At 67.5% G+C, this 24,054-nt stretch carries 18 protein-coding genes; 6 read left to right on the top strand and 12 right to left on the bottom strand.

Annotated elements, in window-relative coordinates; all coding sequences use genetic code 11:
- Positions 1-4: 4 nt before the first annotated feature.
- On the bottom strand, positions 5-199 hold the full coding sequence (locus ACIPTO_RS10405; protein ID WP_019058412.1) for a hypothetical protein: 195 nt from the start codon (positions 197-199) through the stop codon (positions 5-7).
- A gap of 215 nt (positions 200-414) precedes the next feature.
- Between ACIPTO_RS10405 and ACIPTO_RS10400 the strand changes: the two genes are divergently transcribed.
- Positions 415-2,532, top strand: a complete 2,118-nt coding sequence (locus tag ACIPTO_RS10400) for a prolyl oligopeptidase family serine peptidase (RefSeq protein ID WP_401190681.1) — start codon at positions 415-417, stop codon at positions 2,530-2,532.
- Positions 2,533-2,682: 150 nt separating this feature from the next.
- Here ACIPTO_RS10400 and ACIPTO_RS10395 read toward each other — a convergent pair whose 3' ends face one another.
- From ACIPTO_RS10395 to ACIPTO_RS10375, 5 genes are read right to left on the bottom strand one after another with little or no spacing between them, the layout of a single operon-like run.
- Entirely contained in the window at positions 2,683-3,756 is a 1,074-nt protein-coding gene (locus tag ACIPTO_RS10395; RefSeq protein WP_366323618.1) for a dipeptide ABC transporter ATP-binding protein, read from the bottom strand.
- Complete coding sequence (locus ACIPTO_RS10390) at positions 3,749-4,723, bottom strand: ABC transporter ATP-binding protein (protein WP_366323620.1); 975 nt, start codon at positions 4,721-4,723, stop codon at positions 3,749-3,751. The genes ACIPTO_RS10395 and ACIPTO_RS10390 overlap by 8 nt, the downstream gene beginning before the upstream one ends.
- Before the next feature lie 8 nt (positions 4,724-4,731).
- Positions 4,732-5,712 carry an ABC transporter permease gene (locus ACIPTO_RS10385; protein ID WP_366323622.1) on the bottom strand — a complete coding sequence of 327 codons (981 nt, stop codon included), beginning with the start codon at positions 5,710-5,712 and terminating at the stop codon, positions 4,732-4,734.
- Positions 5,705-6,628: an ABC transporter permease gene (locus ACIPTO_RS10380; protein WP_401190678.1), complete on the bottom strand. Its 924-nt coding sequence runs from the start codon at positions 6,626-6,628 to the stop codon at positions 5,705-5,707. Before ACIPTO_RS10380 ends, ACIPTO_RS10385 begins: the two co-directional genes overlap by 8 nt.
- 54 nt (positions 6,629-6,682) lie before the next feature.
- Positions 6,683-8,317, bottom strand: coding sequence for an ABC transporter substrate-binding protein (locus ACIPTO_RS10375; RefSeq protein ID WP_366323626.1), 1,635 nt, complete (start codon positions 8,315-8,317; stop codon positions 6,683-6,685).
- Between the two features lie 451 nt (positions 8,318-8,768).
- On the opposite strand from ACIPTO_RS10375, the gene ACIPTO_RS10370 reads away from it, so the two are divergent.
- The 5 genes from ACIPTO_RS10370 to ACIPTO_RS10350 all read left to right on the top strand — a co-directional run bounded on the left by ACIPTO_RS10370 (position 8,769) and on the right by ACIPTO_RS10350 (position 14,869).
- Entirely contained in the window at positions 8,769-9,794 is a 1,026-nt protein-coding gene (locus ACIPTO_RS10370; protein ID WP_366323628.1) for an ABC transporter permease, read from the top strand.
- A gap of 93 nt (positions 9,795-9,887) precedes the next feature.
- Positions 9,888-11,621 carry an ABC transporter substrate-binding protein gene (locus ACIPTO_RS10365; RefSeq protein WP_366323630.1) on the top strand — a complete coding sequence of 578 codons (1,734 nt, stop codon included), beginning with the start codon at positions 9,888-9,890 and terminating at the stop codon, positions 11,619-11,621.
- A gap of 103 nt (positions 11,622-11,724) precedes the next feature.
- A complete protein-coding gene (locus ACIPTO_RS10360) occupies positions 11,725-12,705 on the top strand; it encodes an ABC transporter permease (protein WP_366323632.1) in 981 nt (326 codons plus the stop codon).
- A 50-nt stretch (positions 12,706-12,755) separates the two neighbouring features.
- Positions 12,756-13,796 carry an ABC transporter ATP-binding protein gene (locus tag ACIPTO_RS10355; protein WP_366323634.1) on the top strand — a complete coding sequence of 347 codons (1,041 nt, stop codon included), beginning with the start codon at positions 12,756-12,758 and terminating at the stop codon, positions 13,794-13,796.
- Between the two features lie 26 nt (positions 13,797-13,822).
- On the top strand, positions 13,823-14,869 hold the full coding sequence (locus ACIPTO_RS10350; protein WP_366323636.1) for a dipeptide ABC transporter ATP-binding protein: 1,047 nt from the start codon (positions 13,823-13,825) through the stop codon (positions 14,867-14,869).
- Positions 14,870-15,086: 217 nt separating this feature from the next.
- On the opposite strand, the gene ACIPTO_RS10345 is transcribed toward ACIPTO_RS10350, so the two are convergent.
- From ACIPTO_RS10345 to typA, 6 genes are all read right to left on the bottom strand, one after another.
- Positions 15,087-16,202, bottom strand: a complete 1,116-nt coding sequence (locus ACIPTO_RS10345; RefSeq protein ID WP_366323638.1) for a dipeptide ABC transporter ATP-binding protein — start codon at positions 16,200-16,202, stop codon at positions 15,087-15,089.
- Positions 16,203-16,213: 11 nt separating this feature from the next.
- The gene (locus ACIPTO_RS10340) at positions 16,214-17,275 is read right to left on the bottom strand and encodes an ABC transporter ATP-binding protein (RefSeq protein ID WP_366323640.1); all 1,062 of its coding nucleotides are present in this window, start codon (positions 17,273-17,275) and stop codon (positions 16,214-16,216) included.
- Positions 17,276-17,283: 8 nt separating this feature from the next.
- Positions 17,284-18,264: an ABC transporter permease gene (locus ACIPTO_RS10335; RefSeq protein ID WP_366323642.1), complete on the bottom strand. Its 981-nt coding sequence runs from the start codon at positions 18,262-18,264 to the stop codon at positions 17,284-17,286.
- A gap of 94 nt (positions 18,265-18,358) precedes the next feature.
- Positions 18,359-20,167 carry an ABC transporter substrate-binding protein gene (locus ACIPTO_RS10330; RefSeq protein WP_366323644.1) on the bottom strand — a complete coding sequence of 603 codons (1,809 nt, stop codon included), beginning with the start codon at positions 20,165-20,167 and terminating at the stop codon, positions 18,359-18,361.
- A 97-nt stretch (positions 20,168-20,264) separates the two neighbouring features.
- Positions 20,265-21,299, bottom strand: a complete 1,035-nt coding sequence (locus ACIPTO_RS10325; protein WP_366323646.1) for an ABC transporter permease — start codon at positions 21,297-21,299, stop codon at positions 20,265-20,267.
- A gap of 695 nt (positions 21,300-21,994) precedes the next feature.
- Positions 21,995-23,902, bottom strand: coding sequence for a translational GTPase TypA (gene typA / locus ACIPTO_RS10320; protein ID WP_366323648.1), 1,908 nt, complete (start codon positions 23,900-23,902; stop codon positions 21,995-21,997).
- Between the last annotated feature and the right edge of the window lie 152 nt (positions 23,903-24,054).

Below are 24,054 nucleotides of genomic sequence, written 5' to 3'. Positions count from 1 at the left end.
GCCGTCAGAACTTGATGCTGCCGATCATGCTCGCGATGTTCGTCGTGAGATCGCTGATCGTGGGCGCGATGGTCGAGGAGGCCAGATAGAACCCGAGGAGGACACAGACGACCGCGTGCCCGCCCTTCAGCCCCGATTTCTTGACCAGAAGGAAGACGACGATCGCCAGCAGCACCACCGCCGAAATCGAGAGTGCCACGGCGGCTCACCTCCAATGATCCCAGGGACTAGGGGGGTCGGACTATGGGGGCAATGGATCCATGGGGCGGATCCCTAGAGCAAATCGGTACGGCACATGCATACAGGAGCCAGCAGGTTCATACCCACGCAGCGCTAGTGATCATAACTATCCGCGCTCGCGCATCGCTCGGCGCACAGCCGCACAAGGGGGCGCATGGCCAATATGGTCGGGGCATGACGACCGAGGCTGACTCCTTCCCCCGACGGCACGCCCGTACCCAGCGGTTCACGCTCGGCGCGCCGCGCGCGTTCACCGTCTCACCTGACGGTTCCCGGGTCGTGTTCCTGCGCTCGCCCTCCGGCACGGACCGGGCGAACGCCCTCTGGGTGCTCACCCCGGCGGACGGCGAGGAGCGCGTGGCGGCCGACCCGCGCGCCCTCCTGGGCGGCGCCTCGGAGCACCTCTCGCCCGAGGAGCGGGCCCGCCGCGAGCGCACCCGCGAGGGCGGTGCGGGGATCGTCGGCTACGCCACCGACAGCGAGGCCGAGTTGGCGGCTTTCGCCTTGTCAGGGCGGCTCTTCAGCACCGACCTGACGTCCGGCGCGGCACGTGAACTCCCGGTCCCGGGACCGGTGATCGACCCTCGTCCGGCCCCCGACGGCCGGCACATCGCCTACGTCACCGGCGGCGCGCTGCGTGTCGTGGGGGCCGACGGTGCGGGCGACCGGGCGCTCGCCGAGCCGGAGTCGGACCACGTCACCTACGGGCTGGCCGAGTTCATCGCGGCCGAGGAGATGAGCCGGACGCGCGGCTTCTGGTGGTCGCCGGACGCGGACCGGCTGCTGGTCGCGCGCGCCGACGACACGCCGGTACGGCGCTGGTGGATCGCCGACCCGGCCCACCCGGAGCGCGAGCCGCAGCGGGTCGCGTACCCGGCCGCGGGCACGGCCAACGCGGAGGTCCGGCTGTACCTGATCGGGCTTGACGGGTCGCGCACGGAGGTCGTCTGGGACCGGGCCCGGTACCCGTATCTGGCGCGAGTGCACTGGTCAGCGGCGGGTGCGCCGCTGCTGCTCGTGCAGGCCCGGGACCAGCGCAGCCAGCTGTTCCTCGCCGTCGAGCCCGGCTCGGGTGCGACCCGGATGGTGCATGCCGACGAAGATCCAGTTTGGCTTGATCTTTTCCCTGGAGTGCCGTGCTGGAGCCCCTCGGGACGGCTCGTACGGATCGCCGACGAGGGCGGCGCCCGGGTGCTCTCGGTGGGTGAACGCCTGCTCACAGGGCCGCAGTTGCATGTCCGTGCGGTGCTGGACGTCTCCGACGACCACGTGCTGATCTCCGCGTCGGCGGGCGAGGACGCGCCCGTTCCGGAGACCGGCGAGGTGCACGTCTACCGCGTCAACGAACTCGGCCTGGAGCGCCTCTCGCAGGAACCCGGTGTGCACTCGGCGGTCCGCGCCGGGGGCGTGACCGTGCTGCTCTCGGCGGTGCCGGACCGCCCGGGCACGCAGGTCCAGGTGCTGCGCGAGGGCAAGAAGACGGTGCCGGTCGCGTCGTACGCCGAGGATCCGGGGCTGTCCCCGCGCGTCACGTTCACCGAGGGGGGCGCACGGCGCGTCCCGTGCGCCCTGCTTATGCCACAGGACTACGACGGCAGCAGCCCGCTTCCGGTTCTGCTCGACCCCTACGGCGGTCCGCACGGCCCCCGGGTGGTCGCCGCGCACAACGCGCACCTCACCTCGCAGTGGTTCGCCGACCAGGGTTTCGCGGTCCTCGTCGCCGACGGCCGCGGCACCCCCGGCCGCTCACCGGCCTGGGAGAAGGCCGTCCACCGCGACTTCACGGTCTCCCTCGACGACCAGGTCGACGCCCTCCAGGATCTCGCCAAGAGCCACCCCCTGGACCTCTCCCGGGTGGCCATCCGCGGCTGGTCGTACGGGGGCTGGCTCGCCGGACTCGCCGTGCTGCGCCGCCCGGACGTCTTCCACGCGGGCATCGCGGGCGCCCCGGTCACCGACTGGCGGCTCTACGACACCCACTACACGGAGCGGTACCTCGGCGACCCGGCCAAGGACCCGGAGGCGTACACGAAGAGCAGTCTGGTGGCGGACGGCGGACTGTCCTCGCCCGCCGAGCCGCAGCGGCCCCTGATGGTCGTGCACGGCCTCGCGGACGACAACGTGGTGGTCGCGCACACCCTGCGGCTGTCCTCCGCGCTGCTGGCCGCCGGCCGCCCGCACGAGGTGCTCCCGCTGTCCGGGGTGACCCACATGACCCCGCAGGAACAGGTCGCGGAGAACCTGCTGCTGCTCCAAGTGGACTTCCTGAAGCGGTCGTTGGGCCTGGTCTAGGGACGGCAACGGACCGGGGCGACATGGCGCGCCCCGGTCCGTTTACGGCACCCGCACGGCCGTACGCCACTCAGACTGACGCGTCCGTATATCGAGACCGGGTCGGTCGAGTTGCCTGCGTGTTAACGCGGTTGATGCCGTTTTGTGGGGTTATTCCGCCCCCTGATCAAGATCGTCCGCGGGTTCGGCGGGCGGCACGTCCTGCGGTACGACCGTCTTCTCCTCGGCGAAGTGACAGGCCGAGTCGTGCGCCGCGGGCCCGCTCACGAGCCGGAACTCGGCCGGCACCGCGAGCAGCGGCACCTCCAGCGAGCAGCGCTCCTGGGCCTTCCAGCACCGGGTCCTGAACCGGCACCCGGAAGGGATCTTCGTCGGCGACGGCACGTCACCCGACAGGATGATCCGCTCCCGGTGCTCCCGCGCGTCCGGGTCGGGCACGGGCACGGCGGACAGCAGCGCCTGGGTGTACGGGTGCGTCGGGTGGTCGTAGATCTCGGCGTCCCTGCCGATCTCCACGATCCGGCCGAGGTACATGACCCCGACCCGGTCCGAGATGTGCCGGACGATCGACAGGTCGTGCGCGATGAAGATGTACGACAGGTCGAACTCGTCCTGGAGCCGGTCGAGCAGGTTGATCACCTGCGCCTGCACGGACACGTCGAGGGCGGAGACCGGCTCGTCGGCGACGATGACCTCGGGGCGCAGCGCCAACCCCCGTGCGATGCCGATGCGTTGGCGCTGGCCGCCGGAGAACTGGTGCGGATACCGGTTGATGTACTCGGGGTTGAGCCCGACCACGTCCAGCAGGTCCTGGACCCGCTTGCGCCGGTCGCCCTTCGGCGCCACCTCGGGGTGGATCTCGTACGGCTCCCCGATGATGTCGCCCACCGTCATCCGGGGGTTGAGGGAGGTGTACGGGTCCTGGAACACCATCTGGATGTTGCGGCGGGCGGCCTTCAGGTCCTTGCCCGACATCCGGCTGATGTCCTCGCCCTTGAACCTGATCGACCCCTCCGTCGGCCGTTCGAGGTTGACCAGCATCTTGGCGACGGTCGACTTGCCGCAGCCGGACTCCCCGACGATGCCGAGGGTCTCGCCCCTGCCGAGCGTGAAGTCCACGCCGTCGACGGCCTTGACGGCGCCGACCTGCTTCTTGAAGAGGATGCCCTGGGTCAGGGGGTAGTGCTTGACGAGTCCCTCGACCTCCAGGATCGGCTCAGCCATTGAGGCACTCCCTCCAGAAGTGGCAGGCGCTGCCCCGGTGTTGGTCCACCTCGTACAGCTCGGGTTCGTCGGTCCTGCACACGTCCTGGGCCATCGGGCAGCGCGGGTTGAAGGCGCAGCCGGGCGGGATGTGCATCAGGTTCGGCGGCAGGCCCTTGATCGCGTAGAGCTCCTGGCCCTTCTGGTCCAGGCGCGGGATCGAGTCCAGCAGGCCCTTGGTGTACGGGTGGGCGGGCGCCTTGTAGATGTCGTGCACGGGGGCCGACTCGACGATCCGGCCCGCGTACATCACGGCGATCTTGTCGGCGACGTCGGCGACGACGCCGAGGTCGTGGGTGATCAGGATGAGTCCCATGTGCAGTTCGCGCTGCAACTCGGCCAGCAGGTCCATGACCTGGGCCTGCACGGTGACGTCCAGGGCGGTGGTGGGTTCGTCGGCGATGATGAGCGCCGGCTCCAGGGCGAGCGCCATGGCGATCATGATGCGCTGGCGCATACCGCCGGAGAACTGGTGCGGATAGTCCCGGACGCGCTGCGCGGCCCCCGGGATCCGGACCCGGTCCATCAGCTCGACGGCCTTGGTCCGCGCGTCCTTGCGGGACAGTCCCCGGTGCACGATGTACATCTCGCCGAGCTGGTCGCCGACGGAGAGCACGGGGTTGAGCGAGGACAGCGCGTCCTGGAAGATCATCGCCATCTCGGCGCCGCGGACCTTGCGCCGTTCCTCCTCCTTGAGCGTCAGCAGGTCCTTGCCCTTGAAGAGGATCTCCCCGCCGGTGATCTTCCCGGGCGGGGTGTCGAGGATGCCCATGACGGCCTGCGCGGTCACGGACTTCCCGGACCCCGACTCGCCCAGCACGGCGAGGGTCTCCCCCTCGTCCACGCTGTAGGTGACGCCGTTGACGGCCTTGGCGACCCCGTCTCTGGTCCTGAACTCCACGTGCAGGTCGCGCACTTCGAGCAGCATGGCGCCGGTCACCTCAGCTTCGGGTCGAGGGCGTCGCGCACCGCGTCGCCGAGCATGATGAACGCGAGGACCGTGATCGCCAGGGCTCCGGCGGGCCAGAGCAGCATGTGCGGGGCGTTGCGGATGTACTGGGAGGCCGCCGAGATGTCGATGCCCCAGCTGACCGTGGGCGGTTTCAGCCCCACGCCGAGGTACGACAGGGTCGCCTCCAGCGAGATGTAGGTGCCGAGCGCGATGGTGGCGACGACGATCACCGGGGCGATCGCGTTCGGGGTGATGTGCCGCAGCAGGAGGCGGGAGTTGGAGGCGCCGAGCGCCCGCGCGGCCTGGACGTAGTCGTTCTGTTTGGCGGTGATGACCGAGCCGCGCGCGATCCGGGAGATCTGCGGCCAGCCCAGCAGGACCATGAACCCGATGACCGGCCAGACCGTATTGCTGGTCACCACGGACAGCAGCACCAGACCGCCGAGGACGACGGGGATCGCGAAGAAGATGTCGGTGAGGCGGGACAGGATCGAGTCCCACACCCCGCCGAAGAACCCGGCGAGACCGCCGAGCACGGACCCGAAGACCGCCACCCCCAGCGTGGCGAGGACGCCGACCGTGACGGACGTACGGGTGCCGTAGACCGTGCGCGTGTAGACGTCGCAGCCCTGGCCGTCGTAGCCGAAGGGGTGGCCGGGCTGGGAGCCCTCCTGGGCCTTGGCGAGGTCGCACTTGAGGGGGTTGCCCGAGGCGATCAGCGAGGGCCAGAGGGAGATGACGACCAGGAAGAGGATGACGAGCGCGGAGATGATGAAGACGGGGTTGCGGCGCAGGTCGCGCCAGGCGTCCGACCACAGGGAGCGGGGTTTGCCCGCCGGTCCCGTGCCCTCCGGGCCGCCCGGAGTCCTCTCCAGCGTCTCCGCCTCGCTCGTGGCGAGGTCCATCGCGCCGCCCATACCGGTCCCGGCGATGGCGCGATCCTGCTCGAACGGCTGCTCAGGCATAGCGGATCCTCGGGTCGAGTACGGCGTAGAGGAGGTCGACGAGGAGGTTGGCGACCAGGAACACCAGGACGAGGACGGTCACGAAGCCGACCACGGTCTGGGTGTTCTGGCGGACGATCCCCTGGTAGAGCTGGTAGCCGACCCCGTGGATGTTGAAGATCCGCTCGGTGACGATCGCGCCGCCCATCAGGGCGCCGATGTCGGTGCCGATGAAGGTGACCACCGGGATGAGGGAGTTGCGCAGCAGGTGGCGGACGATCACCCGGCGCCTCGGCAGGCCTTTCGCGACGGCCGTGCGGACGTAGTCGGAGCGCCGGTTCTCCGCGATGGAGGTCCGGGTCAGCCGGGTCACGTAGGCGAGCGAGACGGAGGCCAGCACCAGCCCGGGGACGATCAGTTCGCCGAAGGTCGCGTCCGGGGAGACGGACGGTTTGATCCAGCCCCATTCGACGCCGAGCAGCAGTTGCAGCAGCAGACCGGTGACGAAGGTCGGGATGGAGATGACGACCAGGGTGAGCAGCAGCACGGTGGTGTCGATCGGCCGGCCGCGCTTGAGGCCGGTGATCACACCGAGTGCGATGCCCACGACGATCTCGATGACGATCGCCACGAGGGTCAGCCGGATGGTGACCGGGAACGCGGTCGACATCAGCTCGGTGACCTTCTGGCCGTTGAACGCCGTACCGAAGTCACCGGTGAAGACGTTCCCCATGTAGGTCAGGTACTGCTGCCACACGGGCTCGTCGAGGCCGAACTCCCGCTTGAGCTGGGCGGCGGTCGCCGGGTCGCACTGCCGCTCGCCGCACAGGCCCGCGACGGGGTCGCCCATCACGTTCACCATCAGGAAGATCAACAGTGTGGCGCCGATGAAGACCGGGATCATCTGCAGCAGACGCCGGATTACGTACCGTCCCATGGGGGCTCCGGGGATCGTGGGGCGGCCTCCTGCGAGACCGCCCCTGCCGTCGGCTCAGCTGACCTTGATCTCGTTGTAGACGGGGACGCTGAACGGGTTGAGCGCCACGTCGGAGAGCCGGTCGGAGTAGCCCGCGCTGCCGTTCTGGTACCAGAGCGGGATGGCGGCCATGTTGTCCCGGACGACGCCCTCGGCCTGCTGGAAGAGCTTGACCGCCTTGGCGGTGTCCGTCTCCGCGTTGGCCTCGTTCACGAGCTTGTCGAAGTCCTTGTTGGACCACTGGCCGTCGTTCGAGGAGGCGTTGGTGTAGTAGAGCGGCTGCAGGAAGTTCTGGATGAGCGGGTAGTCCATCTGCCAGCCGGCGCGGAACGGGCCGGTCATCTTGTGCTGGCCGATCTGGTTGCGGAAGTCGGCGAAGGTGCCGACCGGGTTGCCGACGCACGCCTTGTCGTTGCCGAGCGCGTTGTTGATGGAGTTGCACACGGCGTCCACCCACTCCTTGTGCGAGCCGGTGTCCGCGTTGTACGTGATCTTGACCTGGCCGCCGGGGATCCCGCCGCCCTCCTGGACCAGCTTCTTCGCCTCGGTCGGGTTGTACGTGCAGGCGTCCCCGCACAGCCCGTCCTGGAAGCCGCCGTCGGTGCCGAGCACCGGTGAGGTCCAGTCGGTGGCCGGGGTGCGCGTCTTCTGGAAGATCGTGTTGGTGATCTGGTCCCGGTTGATGGCCATGGACAGCCCCTGCCGGACCTTGTCCGAGCCGCTCTTGTTCCAGTTCTTGTCGTAGTACGGGAACGCGAGGGTCTGGATGATGCCGGCGGGCGTGTTGATGTACCGGTCGCCGAGGTCGCTCTTGACGTTCTTCAGCTGCGAGGCCGGGATGTCGTCGACGAGGTCGAGGTTGCCGGCCATCAGGTCGGTGTAGGCGGTGTTGTTGTCGGTGTAGACCTTGAGGGTCACCCCACCGTTCTGCGCCTTGTCCGAACCGGTGTACCCGTCCCACTTCTTGAGCTGCATCTGCGAGCCCTTGGTGTACGACGAGATGGTGTACGGCCCGTTGCCGACCGGCTTCTTCAGCCAGCCCGCGTGGTCCGAGAAGAACGTCGACGGCAGCGGCGAGTAGGCCGCGTAGCCCAGGGTGTCCGGGAAGGTCGAGAACTTCTGGGTGAGCTTGATGGTGAAGGTGTCGGTGCCGGTCACCTTCAGCCCGGAGAGCGTGTCGGCGGACTGCGAGCCGCTGTCGGGGTGGACCTTGTCGTAGCCCTCGATGTACCCGAAGAAGTAGGCGTTCTTCTGGTTGTTCTTCAGGCTGGCGCCGTAGTTCCAGGCGTCGACGAACGACTTCGCGGTGACCGCCTCGCCGTTGCTGAACTTCCAGCCGCTCTTCACGGTGACCGTGAAGTTCTGCGAGTCCGTGGTCTCGATCTTGTCGGCCAGCATGTCCTCGGCCTTGCCGCTCTTCGGGTCGTACCGCTTCAGGCCGCGGAAGACCATGTCGAGGACCTTGCCGCCCTGCACCTCGTTGGTGTTGGCCGGCTCCAGCGGGTTCTGCGGGTCTCCCCAGGAGGCGCTGAGCACCGCGCTGCCGTCACCGCCGCCGCCGCTGCTGCTCCCGCCGCCCCCACAGGCGGTCGCCGCAAGGGCTACCGCCGCCGCGCAAGCGGCCCATTTGGCGTGCGTGGCTCCACGCATCGAGTGCCTCCTCAGAAAAGCCGAACCCTGCCGATCCATTACCGGCAAATATCGGCTCATAGGGCACATACCGCCTGCGGGCCCACCCGTTCGAGCTACCCGGGGGGCCCGTTCAGTCGATCTTCCGGGTGGAGCACAATGGATCACCGCGAAGCGATGCAGAACCGTTGGATTGTGACGCTTCGGTGTACGGATTCCGATACAGAGGCGTCCGCATAACGAACTCATTGCCCGTTTAGTGCAGTTGGCCCGACATAAAGCACGGATCGATCACGGCACGCTACCCGCGTAGCTACGGAATGGTCATCACTCGGTAAAGAAGGTAAAGAGAAACCCAAGTCGACCCAGATTTTATTGACCTTGCATGAATTGCGTTGAAAAAGTCCGGCGTAGCCCGTAGGGGAGTGCCCTGCGGAGTCTCACTCAGACCCTCCCTTGGGCCAGGAGCACCATGACCCCCCCAACTCCATCCGCGGCCCCGCTCGAGGTGACCGACGAGAGCGCCGAGAAGTCGATCACTTCTCCCGACTCGAAGGCCAACGAGAGCCGGTCCCCGGGTCAGCTCGCGTGGCGCCGTTTCAAACGGGACCGTACGGGCGTCATATCGGCGATCATCGTGATCTTCTTCTTCGTGGTCGCGATCGCCGCACCGCTGATATCGAAGCTGTACGGCAAGGACCCGTACACGACGTACGCGAGCCAGGACCCGAGCCTGCTCGACGCCTTCTCGTACCCGGCGGGTCCGAACGGCGGCATGAGCTCGCAGTTCTGGTTCGGCATCGAACCGCAGCTGGGGCGCGACGTCTTCACCTTCCTGATCTACGGGATCCGGACCTCGCTCGGCATCGCCCTGGCCGCCACCCTGATCACCACCGCCGTCGGCGTCGTGATCGGCGTGACCGCGGGCTACCTCGGCGGCAAGACGGACTACGTCGTCGGCCGGATCGTCGACATCGTGCTGTCGATCCCCTCGACGCTGTTCATCATCGCCTTCATGCCGGTGGTGTTCGGCCTGTTCGTCGCCGCCGACGACAACATCCCGACCTGGCTGCGGGCCACCGCGCTGATCATCATGCTCTCGTTCTTCGGCTGGGCGTCCATCGCCCGTCTGCTGCGCGGCCAGGTACTCGGCCTGCGCGAACGGGAGTTCGTCGAGGCCGCCAAGGTGACCGGGGCGTCCCCCGCGCGCATCGTCTTCAAGGAACTGCTGCCGAACCTGTGGACCCCGATCCTCATCCAGTCCACGCTGATGCTCCCGGCCTACGTGACCGCTGAGGCGGGCTTCGCCTTTCTCGGTGTCGGCATGATCGACCCGACCCCCGACTGGGGCGTCATGATCCAGCGGGGCGCCCAGTTCTACACCCAGGACTTCACCTTCATGCTCTTCCCGGGCCTCTCCATGGTGATCTTCGTCCTGGCGTTCAACCTGCTCGGCGACTCGGCGCGCGACGCGCTCGACCCGAAGTCCAAGCGCTGACCCATCTCTCATCTCCGGCCCGGTCAATGTCGTCCGGCTGGTCCGTCCCACCCGTAAGGCAGGGTTACTGTGTCTTTTTCCCGTAGAAACTTCATGATCGCGACCGGCGTGGTGGCCGCGTCGAGCTCCGTGCTGACCGCCTGCGGCGGCGGCAGCTCGTCCTCGGGCAACAACAAGGTCCCCTCGGTCAGCAAGGCCAAGGCCGCCAAGATCGAGGTCGGCACCAAGGCCGACTCGACCGGCCCCGCCCCGGAGGTCCCGGGCGCGGTCAAGGGCGGGACGATCTACGGGCTGGACCAGTTCGACATGGACCACCTGGACCCGGCGCAGATCTACGTCTCCACCGAGGGCGCCATCACCGTCCCGATCATGCGTGGCCTGACCGGCTACAAGATGGACTCCAAGGGCACCCAGACCCTCGTCGGTGACGCCGCGACGGACGCCGGCACGATGAAGGACGGCGGCAAGACCTGGTCGTTCACCATCAAGGACGGCATCAAGTGGGAGGACGGCTCCGACCTCTCCATGGACGACGTCCGCCACACCTTCGAGCGGCTCTTCGCCTCCTTCATCACCGAGGGCCCCCGCTACGTCCAGCAGTTCCTCGAGGGCGGCGACAAGTACACGGGCCCCTACGAGGGCAAGAACCTCGACTCCATCGAGATCGACGGCAAGACCGTCACCTTCCGCCTCAACGAGGCCCGCGGTGACTTCAACTTCACGCTCGCCATGCGCGGTTACTCCCTGGTGAAGAAGTCGAAGGACACCAAGGAGAAGTACGACAAGAAGCCGTTCTCCTGCGCCCCGTACCGGATCGAGGCGCGCAACATAGGCAAGTCCCTGACGTACTCGCGCAACACGCACTGGGACCCGGCGACGGACCCGATCCGCAACGCGTACCCGGACAAGTTCGTCTTCCAGTTCGGCTTCGAGACGCTGACGTCCACGGACCGCTACATCGCGGACAAGGGCAACGACCAGTACACGATGTCGATCTTCAACGAGGTCGCGGCCGAGCGGACCCAGCAGGTCCTCACCAACGCGAAGCTCAAGGCCCAGGTGCTCACCGCGGTCGACGCGGTCACCTACTACTGGCCGATCAACACCACCCGCATCACGGACGTCAAGGTCCGCCAGGCCATCAACTACGCCTGGCCGCTCCAGCAGCTCCAGACCATCCGCGGCGGCGCCTCCACCAGCGAGATCGCGACCACCATCTTCAGCCCGGTGACGCCCGGTTACACCGAGTTCGACCTGTACGGCAAGACCAAGAAGCCCGGTGGCGACCCGGCCAAGGCCAAGGCCCTCCTGAAGGAGGCCGGCAAGGTCGGCCAGAAGCTGGTCATCGCCTACCAGACCTCGGACAACGCGGTGAAGCAGGCCGTCGCGATCAAGAACGCGCTGGAGGCCGCCGGCTTCACGGTCGTCAACAAGCAGATCGACAAGTCGACCTTCTACACCCAGATCGGCAAGATCAACAACGAGTACGACCTGTTCGCGGCCGGCTGGAGCCCGGACTGGCCGGGCGGCTACTCGGTGTTCTACCCCTGCTGGGACGGCGAGAACATCGGCGACGGCCGCAGCAACTACTCGCAGCTGAAGAACGCGAGTGTCGACAAGGCCATCGCGGCCGCGTCCCTGATCACCGACGGCGACGCCGCCAACAAGGCCTGGGGCGCCATCGACAAGCAGGTCATGGAGCTCGCCGCCTGCGTCCCCGACTACCACTCCATCCGCAACTGGATGCACGGCACCAAGGTCGGCAACGTGGTCTACGACGCCGCCAACACCTGCATCGCGCTCACGAAGCTCTACGCCAAGGCGTAGGCGCCCCCCGGCACCAGGGGCGGCCCCCACCCGGGGCCGCCCCCACCGGCCCCACACCCCTCACGCCCCGGCAACGGCGCCTCGCCCGGAGAGTCCTGACCCCATGTTCCGCTTCCTTGTCCGCCGTACGATCGGCGCGCTGGTCATTCTGCTGATCATCAGCGCCATCACTTTCTGGCTCTTCTACGCCGTCCCGCGTGACCCGGCCATGATGTCCTGCGGCAAGAACTGCACGCCGGCCTCGCTCGCGCAGATCCGGCACAACCTGGGCATCGACCACCCGATCCCGGTCCAGTACTGGGACTGGCTGAAGGCCATCTTCGTCGGGCGTGACTACAGCGGCTTCGGGCACTGCAACGCTCCGTGCCTCGGCTACTCCTTCGCCAACAACGAGCCCGTCTTCGGCACGATCATGGACCGCCTGCCGCTGACCCTCTCGCTGGCCTTCGGCTCGGCCGTCATCTTCCTGACCTTCGGCGTCGGCACCGGCATGATCGCCGCGCTCAAGCAGGGCAAGTTCCTGGACAAGTTCGCGACCTCGGCGTCGCTGCTCGGCTCCTCGCTCCAGATCTACTTCATCGGCTATCTGGCGCTGTACTTCCTGGTCTTCAAGGCCGGCATCCTCGACCAGCCGTCCTACACGCCGCTGACCGAGAACCCCGTCTCCTGGTTCTCCGGCCTGCTCCTGCCGTGGATCGTGCTGTCGATCATCTTCACCGCCAACTACACCCGTATGGCCCGCTCCCAGCTCGTCGAGCAGCTCAGCGAGGACTACGTCCGCACCGCCCGCGCCAAGGGCCTCTCGCGTACGAACGTCTTCCTCCGCTTCGCCTGGCGCGGCGCCATGGGCCCGATCGTCACGGTGTTCGGCATCGACCTCGGCACCCTGATCGGCGGCGCGATCATCACCGAGCAGGTCTTCAGCCTCCAGGGCATCGGCCGGCTCGCGGTGACCTCCGTCAACCAGAGCGACCTGCCCATGCTGCTCGGGGTCACCGTCCTGGCCGCCGCCGCGATCGTGTTCTTCAACATCATCGTCGACGCCGCCTACGCCTTCATCGACCCGCGGATCCGGCTCGCCTGACCTCCGCCCGTAGCCCCCTACCCCCCGCATCACCCCCCAGGAGCGTCCCCGTGACGAGCACCGATCAGCAGCCCTTCCTCTCCGTCAGGGATCTGAAGGTCCATTTCTCCACCGAGGACGGCATCGTCAAGGCCGTCGACGGGCTGTCCTTCGACCTCGTCAAGGGCAAGACGCTCGGCATCGTCGGTGAGTCGGGCTCCGGCAAGTCCGTCACCAACCTGGCGATCCTGGGCCTCCACGACCGCGACCGTACGGCGATCGACGGCGAGATCCTGCTCGACGGCAAGGAACTCCTCAACGCCTCGGAGCGTGAGCTGGAGCGGCTGCGCGGCAACAAGATGTCCATGATCTTCCAGGACGCGCTGGCCTCGCTGTCGCCGTACCACACGGTCGGCAAGCAGATCAGCGAGGTGTACCGCAAACACACCGGCGCCTCCAAGAAGGAGTCCCGCGAGCGCGCGATCGAGATGCTCAAGCGCGTCGGGATCCCCCAGCCCGAGATCCGGGTGGACGACTACCCGCACCTCTTCTCCGGCGGTATGCGCCAGCGCGCGATGATCGCCATGGCACTGGTCTGCGACCCCGAGCTGCTGATCGCCGACGAGCCGACGACGGCCCTCGACGTGACGGTCCAGGCCCAGATCATGGACCTGCTGAAGGACCTCCAGCAGGAGTTCGGCACCGCCATCGTGTTCATCACGCACGACCTCGGCGTCATCGCCGACATCGCCGACGACGTCCTCGTGATGTACGGCGGCCGGTGCGTGGAGCGCGGTACCAAGAAGGAGGTGCTGACGGACCCGCAGCACCCCTACACGCTCGGTCTGCTCAGCTCCATGCCGAGCCTCGAAGGGCCGGTCGACGTACCGCTGTCGCCGATCCCCGGCTCGCCGCCCTCCCTGCTCAACCCGCCGACCGGCTGCCGCTTCCACCCGCGGTGCACCTTCGCGGAGAAGGTCGAGGGCGAACGGTGCTCGAAGGAACGGCCCGTGCTGGAGGTGGTCGACGGCCGGGGCTCCGCCTGCCATCTCACCCCTGGGCAGCGCCAGGAACTCTTCGCAGACCTTCTCGCCGTAGCCCAGCACAACTGACGTACTAGAAACGGGACTTCACCATCATGAGCAACGCGAACCCCCTCCTGGACGTCAGCGGGCTGACCAAACACTTCCCGATCAAGGGCGGCTTCCCGATCCGGCGCACCATCGGTGCCGTCCAGGCCGTGGACGGGCTGGACTTCCAGGTCGGCGAGGGCGAGAGCCTGGGCCTGGTCGGCGAGTCCGGCTGCGGCAAGTCGACCACGGGCCGCCTCATCACCCGCCTGCTGGAGCCGACCGGTGGCACGATCCAGTACCGCGGCCAGGACATCACCCACGCCAACCGCAAGCAGCTGGCGCCGATCCGGTCCGAGATCCAGATGATCTTCCAGGACCCGTACGCCTCGCTAAACCCGCGGCAGACGGTCGGCAAGATCGTGTCCGGCCCGATGGAGATCAACGGCATCAACCCGGCCGGCGGCCGGGAGAAACGGGTCCGCGAGCTCCTGGAGATCGTCGGTCTCAACCCCGAGCACTACAACCGCTTCCCGCACGAGTTCTCCGGCGGCCAGCGCCAACGCATCGGTGTCGCCCGCGCGTTGGCCCTGGAACCGAAGCTGATCGTCGCCGACGAGCCGGTCTCCGCCCTGGACGTGTCCATCCAGGCCCAGGTCGTGAACCTGCTCCAGAAGGTCCAGCGGGAACTCGGCATCGCGTTCGTGTTCATCGCCCACGACCTCGCGATCGTCCGGCACTTCTCACAGCGAGTCGCGGTAATGTACCTCGGCAAGATCGTGGAGATCGCCGACCGCGACGACCTGTACGGCAACCCGCGCCACCCCTACACGCGGGCCCTGTTGTCCGCCGTGCCCGAGGCCACGGTGGACGAGACGCCCGCCCGGGAGCGCATCCGGCTGATCGGTGACGTACCCTCGCCGATCAACCCGCCCACGGGCTGCCGCTTCCGGACCCGCTGCTGGAAGGCGACCGACAAGTGCGCGACGGAGGCGCCGCCGCTGGTGCAGGTCGAGGGCAACAAGCCGGGCCACCTCACCGCGTGCCACTTCCCCGAGGTGGCGGACACCGTTCCGGCACCCCGCCTCTCCAAGGACCCCGAGGCGGCGGCCTGACACACCCCTTTAGTCAGCCGCCCCCTTCAGGAACGGACTCTCACCGGCCCATTGACCCGAGCCCATGACCGTCCGGTTCCAGGGGACGAAGGCCCGCGCCCACCCAGGCGCGGGCCTTCGTCATGAGAACGGGCGGCCGGCGGGAATCCCCTCGCCCGCACGCCGCCCCACGACCCGGCGGGGGCAGGGGACACGGCCCCCGCCCCCGCACCTGCTCCTACTCCTGTTCCTCCAGCGCCGTCAGCGCCGGGTCCAGGATGATGTCCTCGTCGCGGGCCTCGATCGTCGGCTCCTCGGGGAAGTGGCAGGCCGTGAGGTGGGCGGGACGGTTGCCCTCGATCCGGAGGAGGGGCGGTTCCTCGGTCGCGCACTTGTCCTGGGCCTTCCAGCAGCGCGTACGGAAGCGGCAGCCGGAGGGAGGCGAGATCGGGGAGGGCACGTCACCGGCGAGGCGGATGCGTTCGCGGCCGGCGGTCTGGTCGTCGCCCAGGTTGACCTCGGGGACCGCGGAGAGCAGGGCGTGGGTGTACGGGTGACGGGGGCGGGTGTAGATGGAGTCCCGGTCGCCCACCTCGATGATCTTGCCGAGGTACATGACGGCCACGCGGTGCGAGAAGTGCCGGACGACCGCGAGGTCGTGGGCGATGAAGAGGAAGGCGATGCCGAGTTCCTTCTGGACCTCCTGGAGCAGGTTCACGACCTGCGCCTGGATGGAGACGTCCAGGGCGGAGACGGGTTCGTCGGCCACGATCAGCTTGGGGTCGAGGGCCAACGCCCTTGCCACGCCGATGCGTTGACGCTGGCCGCCGGAGAACTCGTGCGGGAAGCGGTTGTAGTGCTCGGGGTTGAGACCGACGATCTCCAGGAGTTCGCGGACCCGTTTCTCCCGGCCGCCCTCCGGCTGGATGCCGTTGATCTCCATCGGGCCCGAGATGATCTTTCCGACCGTCTGCCGCGGGTTCAGCGACGAGTACGGGTCCTGGAAGATCATCTGGATCTCGGACCGGATCGGCGCCAGCTGCTTGCGGCTCGCGTGCGAGATGTCCTGGCCGCGGTAGGTGATGCTGCCCGCGCTCGGCTCCAGCAGGCGGGTGATCAGGCGGCCCGTGGTCGACTTGCCGCAGCCGGACTCGCCGACCAGGCCGAAGCTCTCCCCCACGTGCACGGTCAGGTCGATGCCGTCGACAGCCTGCACGGCGCCGACCGTGCGGCGGATCGGGAAGCCGCCCTTCACCGGGAAGTGCTTGGTCAGGCCCTCCACCACGAGCAGCGGGTCACCGGAACTCTCCGGTGCCGCGTCGCGCGGAGCGGGCAGGACGAGGTCCTCTGTCATGACGTCTCCTCCTAGCCCAGTCGGGGCTTGATCTCTTCGATGAAGATGGTCCGCTTCTGGTCCGCCGTGAGGTGGCATGCCGAGGCGCGGTCGGGGGCGAGCAGCGGGGGTTCGGTGGCGCAGCGGGTGCCGCCGACCCGGTCCTGGAAGGTGCAGCGGGGATGGAAACGGCAGCCCGACGGCGGGTTCAGCAGGGAGGGCGGGGCGCCGGGGATCGGGGCCAGCGGGGCGCTCAGGTCCGAGTCCAGGCGGGGCATCGAGTTCAACAGGCCCCAGGTGTAGGGGTGTTGGGGTGAGCGCAGGACGTCGTTGGTCGTGCCGCGTTCCACCGCGCTGCCCGCGTACATGACCATGATGTCGTCGGCCATGTCGGCGATGACACCGAGGTCGTGGGTGATGAAGACGATCCCCGAGCCGAACTCCTGCTGGAGGTCCTTGAGGAGGTCGAGGATCTGGGCCTGGACGGTCACGTCCAGTGCCGTTGTGGGCTCGTCGGCGATCAGCAGGTCGGGGTCGCAGACCAGTGCCATGGCGATCATCGCGCGCTGGCGCATACCGCCGGAGAACTGGTGCGGGTAGTCCTTGGCCCGTTCCTTCGGGTTGGGGATGCCGACCTTGCCGAGCATCTCGACCGCGCGGTCCCACGCGGTCCGTTTGGAGGCACCCATGTGTTTCATGTACGGCTCGGCGATCTGCCGGCCCACCGTGTAGTACGGGGAGAGCGCGGTCAGCGGGTCCTGGAAGATCATGGCGACCTTGTTGCCGCGCAGCTGCTCCAGTTCGGACTCGCGGGCCGTGGTCAACTCCTGCCCGTCCAGGAGGATTTCGCCCTCGACGGTGGTGAACATCGGGTTGTGCAGGCCGAGGATCGTCAGGTTGGTGACCGACTTGCCCGAGCCGGACTCCCCCACGATGCCGAGGGTCTTGCCGCGTTCGACGTCGAAGGAGAGTCCGTCGACGGCGCGCACGATGCCGTCCTCGGTCTTGAAGCTGACGTGCAGGTCACGCACCGAGAGAAAGGCACCCGCGTCGGCCGGCGACGGGGCACCGGCTTCCTTGGTCAATGTGGTCACGAGTGCTCCTAGGCCAGCCGTACGCGCGGGTCGATGAAGGCGTAGCAGGCGTCGACGATGATGTTGAAGAGGAGGATCATGGTGGCGGAGAAGATCATCACGCCCAGCAGCAGCGGCAGGTCGCTGTAGAACACCGCCTGGACGGCGAGGTTGCCGAGGCCCGGCAGGCTGAAGGTGTACTCGGTGATGATGGCGCCGCCGAGCAGCGCGCCCAGGTCGATGCCGAAGATGGTGACGATGGGGATCAGCGAGCCGCGCCAGGCGTAGCGGAAGAAGACGTATCTGCGGGACATCCCCTTCGCCTTGGCCGTGCGGACGTGTTCCTCCTGGAGCTGTTCGATCATCGCCGAGCGCGCCATACGGGTGTACTGCGCGGCGAAGATCGTGGACAGCACCACCCAGGGGATGATCAGCCCCGAGAACCAGCTGACCGGGTTCGCGGTGAAGTCGTTGTACGCCGGCTTGTCGAAGATGTGGGTCTGGTAGACGAGCAGCGCCAGGGCCAGGGGCCCCAGGAAGTAGATCTGCATCGAACTGAGCACCATCGCCCCGGCCGTGGCCGTCTTGTCGATGATCGTGCCGCGCTTCCAGGCGGCGAGCAGGCCGGTGCCGAGGCCGATGAGCAGGAAGAAGAACGCGCCACCGAGGGTGAGCGAGATGGTGGTGGGCAGGCGGTCCATCAGCGTGGCCCAGACCTGGTCGTTCGTGTGGTACGAGTACCCGAAGCACGGGGCGGGGCACGGGCCCTGGGCGAAGCCGTTGCTGCCCATGACGAGGTTCTTCAGGAAGATCCCGTACTGCGTGCTGATCGGCTTGTCGAGGCCGAGCACGTGGTGGATGTTCGCGAGGCTGGTCGGGTTGCACGTCTTGCCGCACATCAGCAGGCCCGGGTCGCGTGGCATCCCGAAGAACAGCAGGAACGTGACGATGCTCAGCAGAAAGAGGATGACAACGGCGCCGAGGGACCGGCGGACGAGGAAGCGCAGCATGAGGGGGGCAGCTCTCTGACGTCGGCGGGCCGCCCGGCACCCGGTGCGCCGCCCCGGAGTGGGGTCGGGGCACCGGGTGCCGGACGGACGGCGGTTACTTGACGAACAGGCGTCGCGGGTCGACGCCGCCGATGACGTCGTCGTAGACGAGGCCGCCGACCTTGGAGCCGGCGATCTGGGTCTGCTTGTAGTACGCGGTCGGGACGACGTTGACGATGTCCTTCACCAGGTACTGGTCGATCTTCTCCCAGGCGGCCGCGGCCTTGACCGGGTCGGTGATCTTGTTCGCCGCGTCGATGTCGGCGTTCACCTTGGGGTCGTTGACCTGGGAGTAGTTCTGCGCACCGTCGGCGATACCGCGGCCGTCGTACAGCGGCGGGATGACCGTCGAGGCGGACGGCCAGTCGGCGCCCCACGCGGTGTGGAAGATGTCGTAGTTGTTGTCCAGCTTGGAGACCTGGTCGTAGTAGGTCTCGGCCGGGATCTCCTGGCGCTGGACGTTGAAGCCGGCCTTCTTCAGACCGGCCGCCATGGCGGTGGAGTACTGCTGGCCCTCGGGGGTGTTGGTGTAGCCGAAGGTCAGCTTCATGTTGAGCTTGCCGGCCTTCTTCAGCAGCTCCTTGGCCTTGGCCGGGTCGCCCGCGGGCTTCTTCTTCTTGCCGAACGGGTCGAACGCGGCGTCGTAGCCGGAGACGGTCGGGCTGATCAGACCGCCGGCGACCTCCATGGCGTCGGTGCCGCCGAAGGCGCGGACGAACGGGGTGATGGGCAGCGCGTAGGCGATGGCCTCACGGACCGTCTTGTCCTTCATGGCCGCGTGGCTCATGTTGATGTTCATCTGGCCCACGTACGGCTGGTAGCCGGAGATGGTGCGGGACTTCAGCTTCGGGTCCTTGAGCACGCTGGACAGGTTGCCCGCGTCGACCTGGTTGTTGAAGCTGATGCCGGCCTGGTCGGCGCCGCTGTCCGCGAGGAGGGCCTTCGTCGACGTCTCGAACTGCTGGTTGAACGTGAAGTTGAACTGGTCCACGTACTGGTGACGGATCGGGTCCGTCTTCGGGTCCCAGTTGGTGTTCTTCACGAGCACCATCGACTTGCCCGACTTGAACGACTGGATCTTGTACGGGCCGCTCGTCACCGGCGACTTGTCGTACTTCGCCTGGGTGTCACCCTTGGCGGACACGACCGCGTAGCCCGCCATGGCGAGGGCGTACGGCAGGTCGGCGTGCGCCGTCTTGAAGTGGAAGATGACGGTCTTCGCGTCGGGCGTCTCCAGCACCGTGCTGGGCAGGTGCTTGCCCTTGTAGGGGCCGTCCGGCAGCAGCTTGCGGTAGTCGGCGCCGGAGGTGTCGGCCAGCCACTGCTGGAGGTAGCTCGGACCCTGGTTGATGAAGGGCGCGAAGAGCCGCTCGAAGGTCTGCCGGAAGTCGGCCGACGTGATCGGCGTGCCGTCCGCGAACTTTATGCCGTCCTTGAGGGTGTACTTCCAGGTCTTGCCGCCGTCCGTGGTGGTACCGGAGTCGGTGGCGAGGTCACCCACGACCTCGTGGCCCTTGCCGTCGGCGGTGGTCGTCTTGTACCCGGTGAGACCCCGGTGGATCAGGGTCGACAGCGAGCCCTCGTCCGAGACGTAGATCTGGGCCGGGTCGAGGTGCGCGTAGCTGTCGCGCTGCAGGACCTCGATCGAGCCGCCGGACTTGGCGCCGGGCACGGCCGCGGCCGGCCCCGTGGAGTCCGCGGTGTCGCCGAACTTGATCGACTTCTGCTGTCTGGACGCGTTCTCCTTGTCCTGCTTGTTGTTGTCGCTCGCGTCGCTGCCGCCCTTGCTGCAACCGGTGAGCACAAGAGCCCCGGCCGCGAGCACGGAGAGCGCGGCGTATGCGTGGCGTCCGCCCCTACTCATCACTCAGTTTCCACCTATCTGTGTGTCGCCAGTGCACATGGGAAGTGCCGTGCGAGATCCGTGCGGTAGTCGGGCGCGGACGCCCACCAACGGACGGTCAGCGCGCCGTCTTGGGATCGAAGGCGTCCCTGACCGAGTCCCCGAGCAGGTTGAAGGCCACGATGAAGATGATCATCGAGACACCCGGGAAGAACATGTAGGTGATGTCGTTCGACATCACGAGTTCGGTGGACGCCTTGGAGAACATCTGTCCCCAGTCCGGCGTCGGTTCGACGATGCCCACGCCCAGGTAGGACAGGCCGGCCTCGGCGGTCACGAAGCCGGGAAGCATGTACGTGGACTGCACGAGGATCGGGGTGACCACGTTCGGCAGGATCTCCCTGCTGATGATCCGCCAGGGCGAGGCCCCGCTGACCCGTGCCGCCTCGATGAACTCGCGTTCCCGCAGCGCCAGGCTGGTGCCGCGCAGGATGCGGGCCAGGCTCATCCAGCCCAGGAACCACTGCACGGCGATGAGCGCCACGACACGGACGTACGTCGGTGTCTCGTCGGTCGGGCTCACGAAGAGGGAGACCACGACCGGCATGCTGGCGATGAAGAACAGCTGGGCGGGGAAGGCGAGCAGGAAGTCGATGACCCGGCTGATGAAGTAGTCGGACCTGCCGCCGAGGTAGCCGGCCGCGACACCGAGCAGGATGCCGGTGAGGACGGTCGCGATCGTCACGCAGACGGAGATCATCAGCGAGGTGCGGATGCCGTACAGGAGCTTGGTGAACACGTCGTAGCCGTTGCCCGGTTCGAGGCCGAACCAGAACTGGCTGCTGATGCCGCCGTTGGGCTGCAGCGGGACGCCCGCGCTGTCGAAGAGGTCGGGGCGTTCGTCCGCGTACACGGTGTACGGGTCCTTGCCGTACAGCTTGGAGATCAGCGGAGCGAGGAGTCCGACGAGGAAGAAGAACGCCACGACGTACGCCGAGACGACGCCGGTGCGGTCGCGCTTGAAGCGGACCCACATCAGCTGGCCGGGAGAGCGTCCCTCCAGCTTCTTGGCCTCGGGTTCGCTCTGCGGCCCCGGTTCGCCGTCGACGACGACCGCGGTTCCGCCGTCCTCAATGTCGATAGGACTGGTCACTGTTCGCCCATTTCACAGGTGTGGGTGTGCCGAGCGGGCGGCCGGCGCAGGGTGTGCGCGGTCACCGGTCGGAGCACGGAGAGAGGTCAGGAGCGTCCCTGTGCGGCGGTAACCCCGCAGCCGGACGCGCGTAGTTGAACGGCGGCACTAGACCGCCGGACGACTCCTCAGAGCCAATCTCCGTATGGGCGGGCGCTGTTGCTACCGACGGACGGCGTGTCCCACCTGGCGTTCGTGACACCACGCATGGGGCTCCTCCTCATGACTCCACGTGTTCACCAACAGGAGGGGGTAGACGTCTTTCCTCCGTCACCCCTGACGGAGGGTCAGACACCCCCTGGTGCTCGCGAGTCGGCGCCGTCCCCACGGCGCGGTGACCCATTGACCCGAGCGCTACGCGGCTAACTATCTGCCATGTGCCAGGTGCCGACCACTGTCTTTAAATCTCAATTCAGTCACAGCTGATGCGTACATCTTCCAAAACATGGACAAACTGTTCGCCTCAAGAAGGCCACGAAACGGACTTGTTACATGGGTATCGGGCGAGGATCTCCGCATTACGGACACACTGCCCAGGGGAAGTGGACCAAAACCGGTTGCAAAAAGCCCGGGCGCCCCCAAGATGGGGACGCCCGGGCTCAGTTGGCCGGTATCAGCGCCTCAACGGCGCCTCACGACGCCTGCGATCGTATGCGTCAGCCGTGCTTGGCGCGGCTCGCGGAGCGGCCACGCTCCTTCTGGTCGAGGACGACCTTGCGGATGCGAACGGCCTCCGGGGTCACCTCGACGCACTCGTCGTCGCGGCAGAACTCCAGCGACTGCTCCAGGGAGAGCTTGCGCGGCGGGACGATCGCCTCGAACGAGTCGGCGGCGGCCGAGCGCATGTTGGTGAGCTTCTTCTCCTTGGTGATGTTCACGTCCATGTCGTCGGCGCGCGAGTTCTCGCCGACGATCATGCCCTCGTACACCTCGGTGCCGGGGTCGGTGAACAGCACACCGCGCTCCTGGAGGTTCGTCATCGCAAAGGCGGTGACGGCACCGGCACGGTCGGCGACCAGCGAGCCGTTGTTACGGGTCGTCAGCACACCGAACCACGGCTCGTGGCCCTCGTGGATGGAGTGGGCGATGCCCGTGCCGCGCGTACCGGTCAAAAACTCCGTACGGAAGCCGATGAGGCCGCGGGACGGGACGACGAACTCCAGGCGGACCCAGCCGGAGCCGTGGTTGGACATGTTGTCCATCCGGCCCTTGCGGACGCCCATGAGCTGCGTGACCGCGCCCATGTGCTCCTCGGGCACGTCGATCGTCATGCGCTCGACCGGCTCGTGCACCTTGCCGTCGATGACCTGCGTGACGACCTGCGGCTTGCCGATGGTCAGCTCGAAGCCCTCACGGCGCATCTGCTCGACCAGGATGGCGAGGGCCAGCTCACCACGGCCCTGGACCTCCCAGGCGTCCGGACGCTCGGTGTCCAGCACGCGCAGCGAGACGTTACCGATCAGCTCGCGGTCCAGGCGGTCCTTGACCTGGCGGGCGGTGACCTTGCGGTCCTTGACGGCCGACTTGGCCTGGGCGCCCTTGCCGGTGCCGCCGCGGCCGACCAGCGGCGAGGTGTTGGTGCCGATGGTCATGGAGATCGCCGGCTCGTCCACCGTGATGAGCGGCAGCGCGACCGGGTTCTCGGTGTCGGCGAGGGTCTCACCGATCATGATGTCCGGGATGCCGGCCACGGCACAGATGTCACCGGGGCCCGCCATCTCGGCCGGCTTGCGGGTGAGCGCCTCGGTCATCAGCAGCTCGGTGATGCGCACGTTGGACATCGTGCCGTCGCGCTTGATCCACGTGACGGTCTGGCCCTTGCGCAGCTCGCCCTGCTCGACGCGGAGCAGCGCGATACGGCCGAGGAAGTTGTCGGCGTCCAGGTTGGTGACGTGCGCCTGGAGCGGGGCCTCCTCGTCGTACTGGGGGGCCGGGACGTGCGAGAGGATCGTGGAGAAGAAGGGCTCCAGGTTGTCACTGTCCTGCGGGACGGTGCCGTCCTCGGGCTTGGTCAGCGAGGCCACGCCGTCGCGTGCGCAGGCGTAGACGATCGGGAACTCGATCTGCTCCTCGTCCGCGTCCAGGTCCAGGAACAGGTCGTAGGTCTCGTTGACGACCTCTTCGATCCGGGAGTCGGGGCGGTCCGTCTTGTTGATGCACAGGATGACGGGCAGGCGCTGGTGGAGCGCCTTGCGCAGCACGAAGCGGGTCTGGGGCAGCGGGCCCTCGGAGGCGTCGACGAGGAGCACCACCGCGTCCACCATCGACAGACCGCGCTCGACCTCGCCACCGAAGTCGGCGTGGCCCGGGGTGTCGATGATGTTGATGGTGATGACGTCGCCGCCATCCTTCGGGTGGTACTTCACGGCCGTGTTCTTGGCCAGGATCGTGATGCCCTTCTCACGCTCCAGATCGTTCGAGTCCATCATTCGGTCGTCGAGCGATTCGGCGGCGTGCGCGGCGAAGGCACCGGCCTGCTTCAGCATGGCGTCGACGAGGGTCGTCTTCCCGTGGTCGACGTGGGCGACGATGGCGACGTTGCGGATGTCGTGGCGCGTGGCCATATTGCGGCGAACTCCCGGAGAGTGAGGAAGGCCTGCGCGTACATCTGTGTTACGCGGACCCTGCCGGGCTGGACACGCCACGGCCTTACCCCATCGTACGTGGCGTATGGGGATGAGGCCTCCGCAGGGCCTTACGGACGGCCCGGGGAGCG

The organism is Streptomyces sp. NPDC090083 (genome assembly GCF_044747445.1).
Classification (GTDB): Bacteria; Actinomycetota; Actinomycetes; order Streptomycetales; family Streptomycetaceae; genus Streptomyces.
This window is presented reverse-complemented; position numbering and strand designations above follow the sequence as displayed.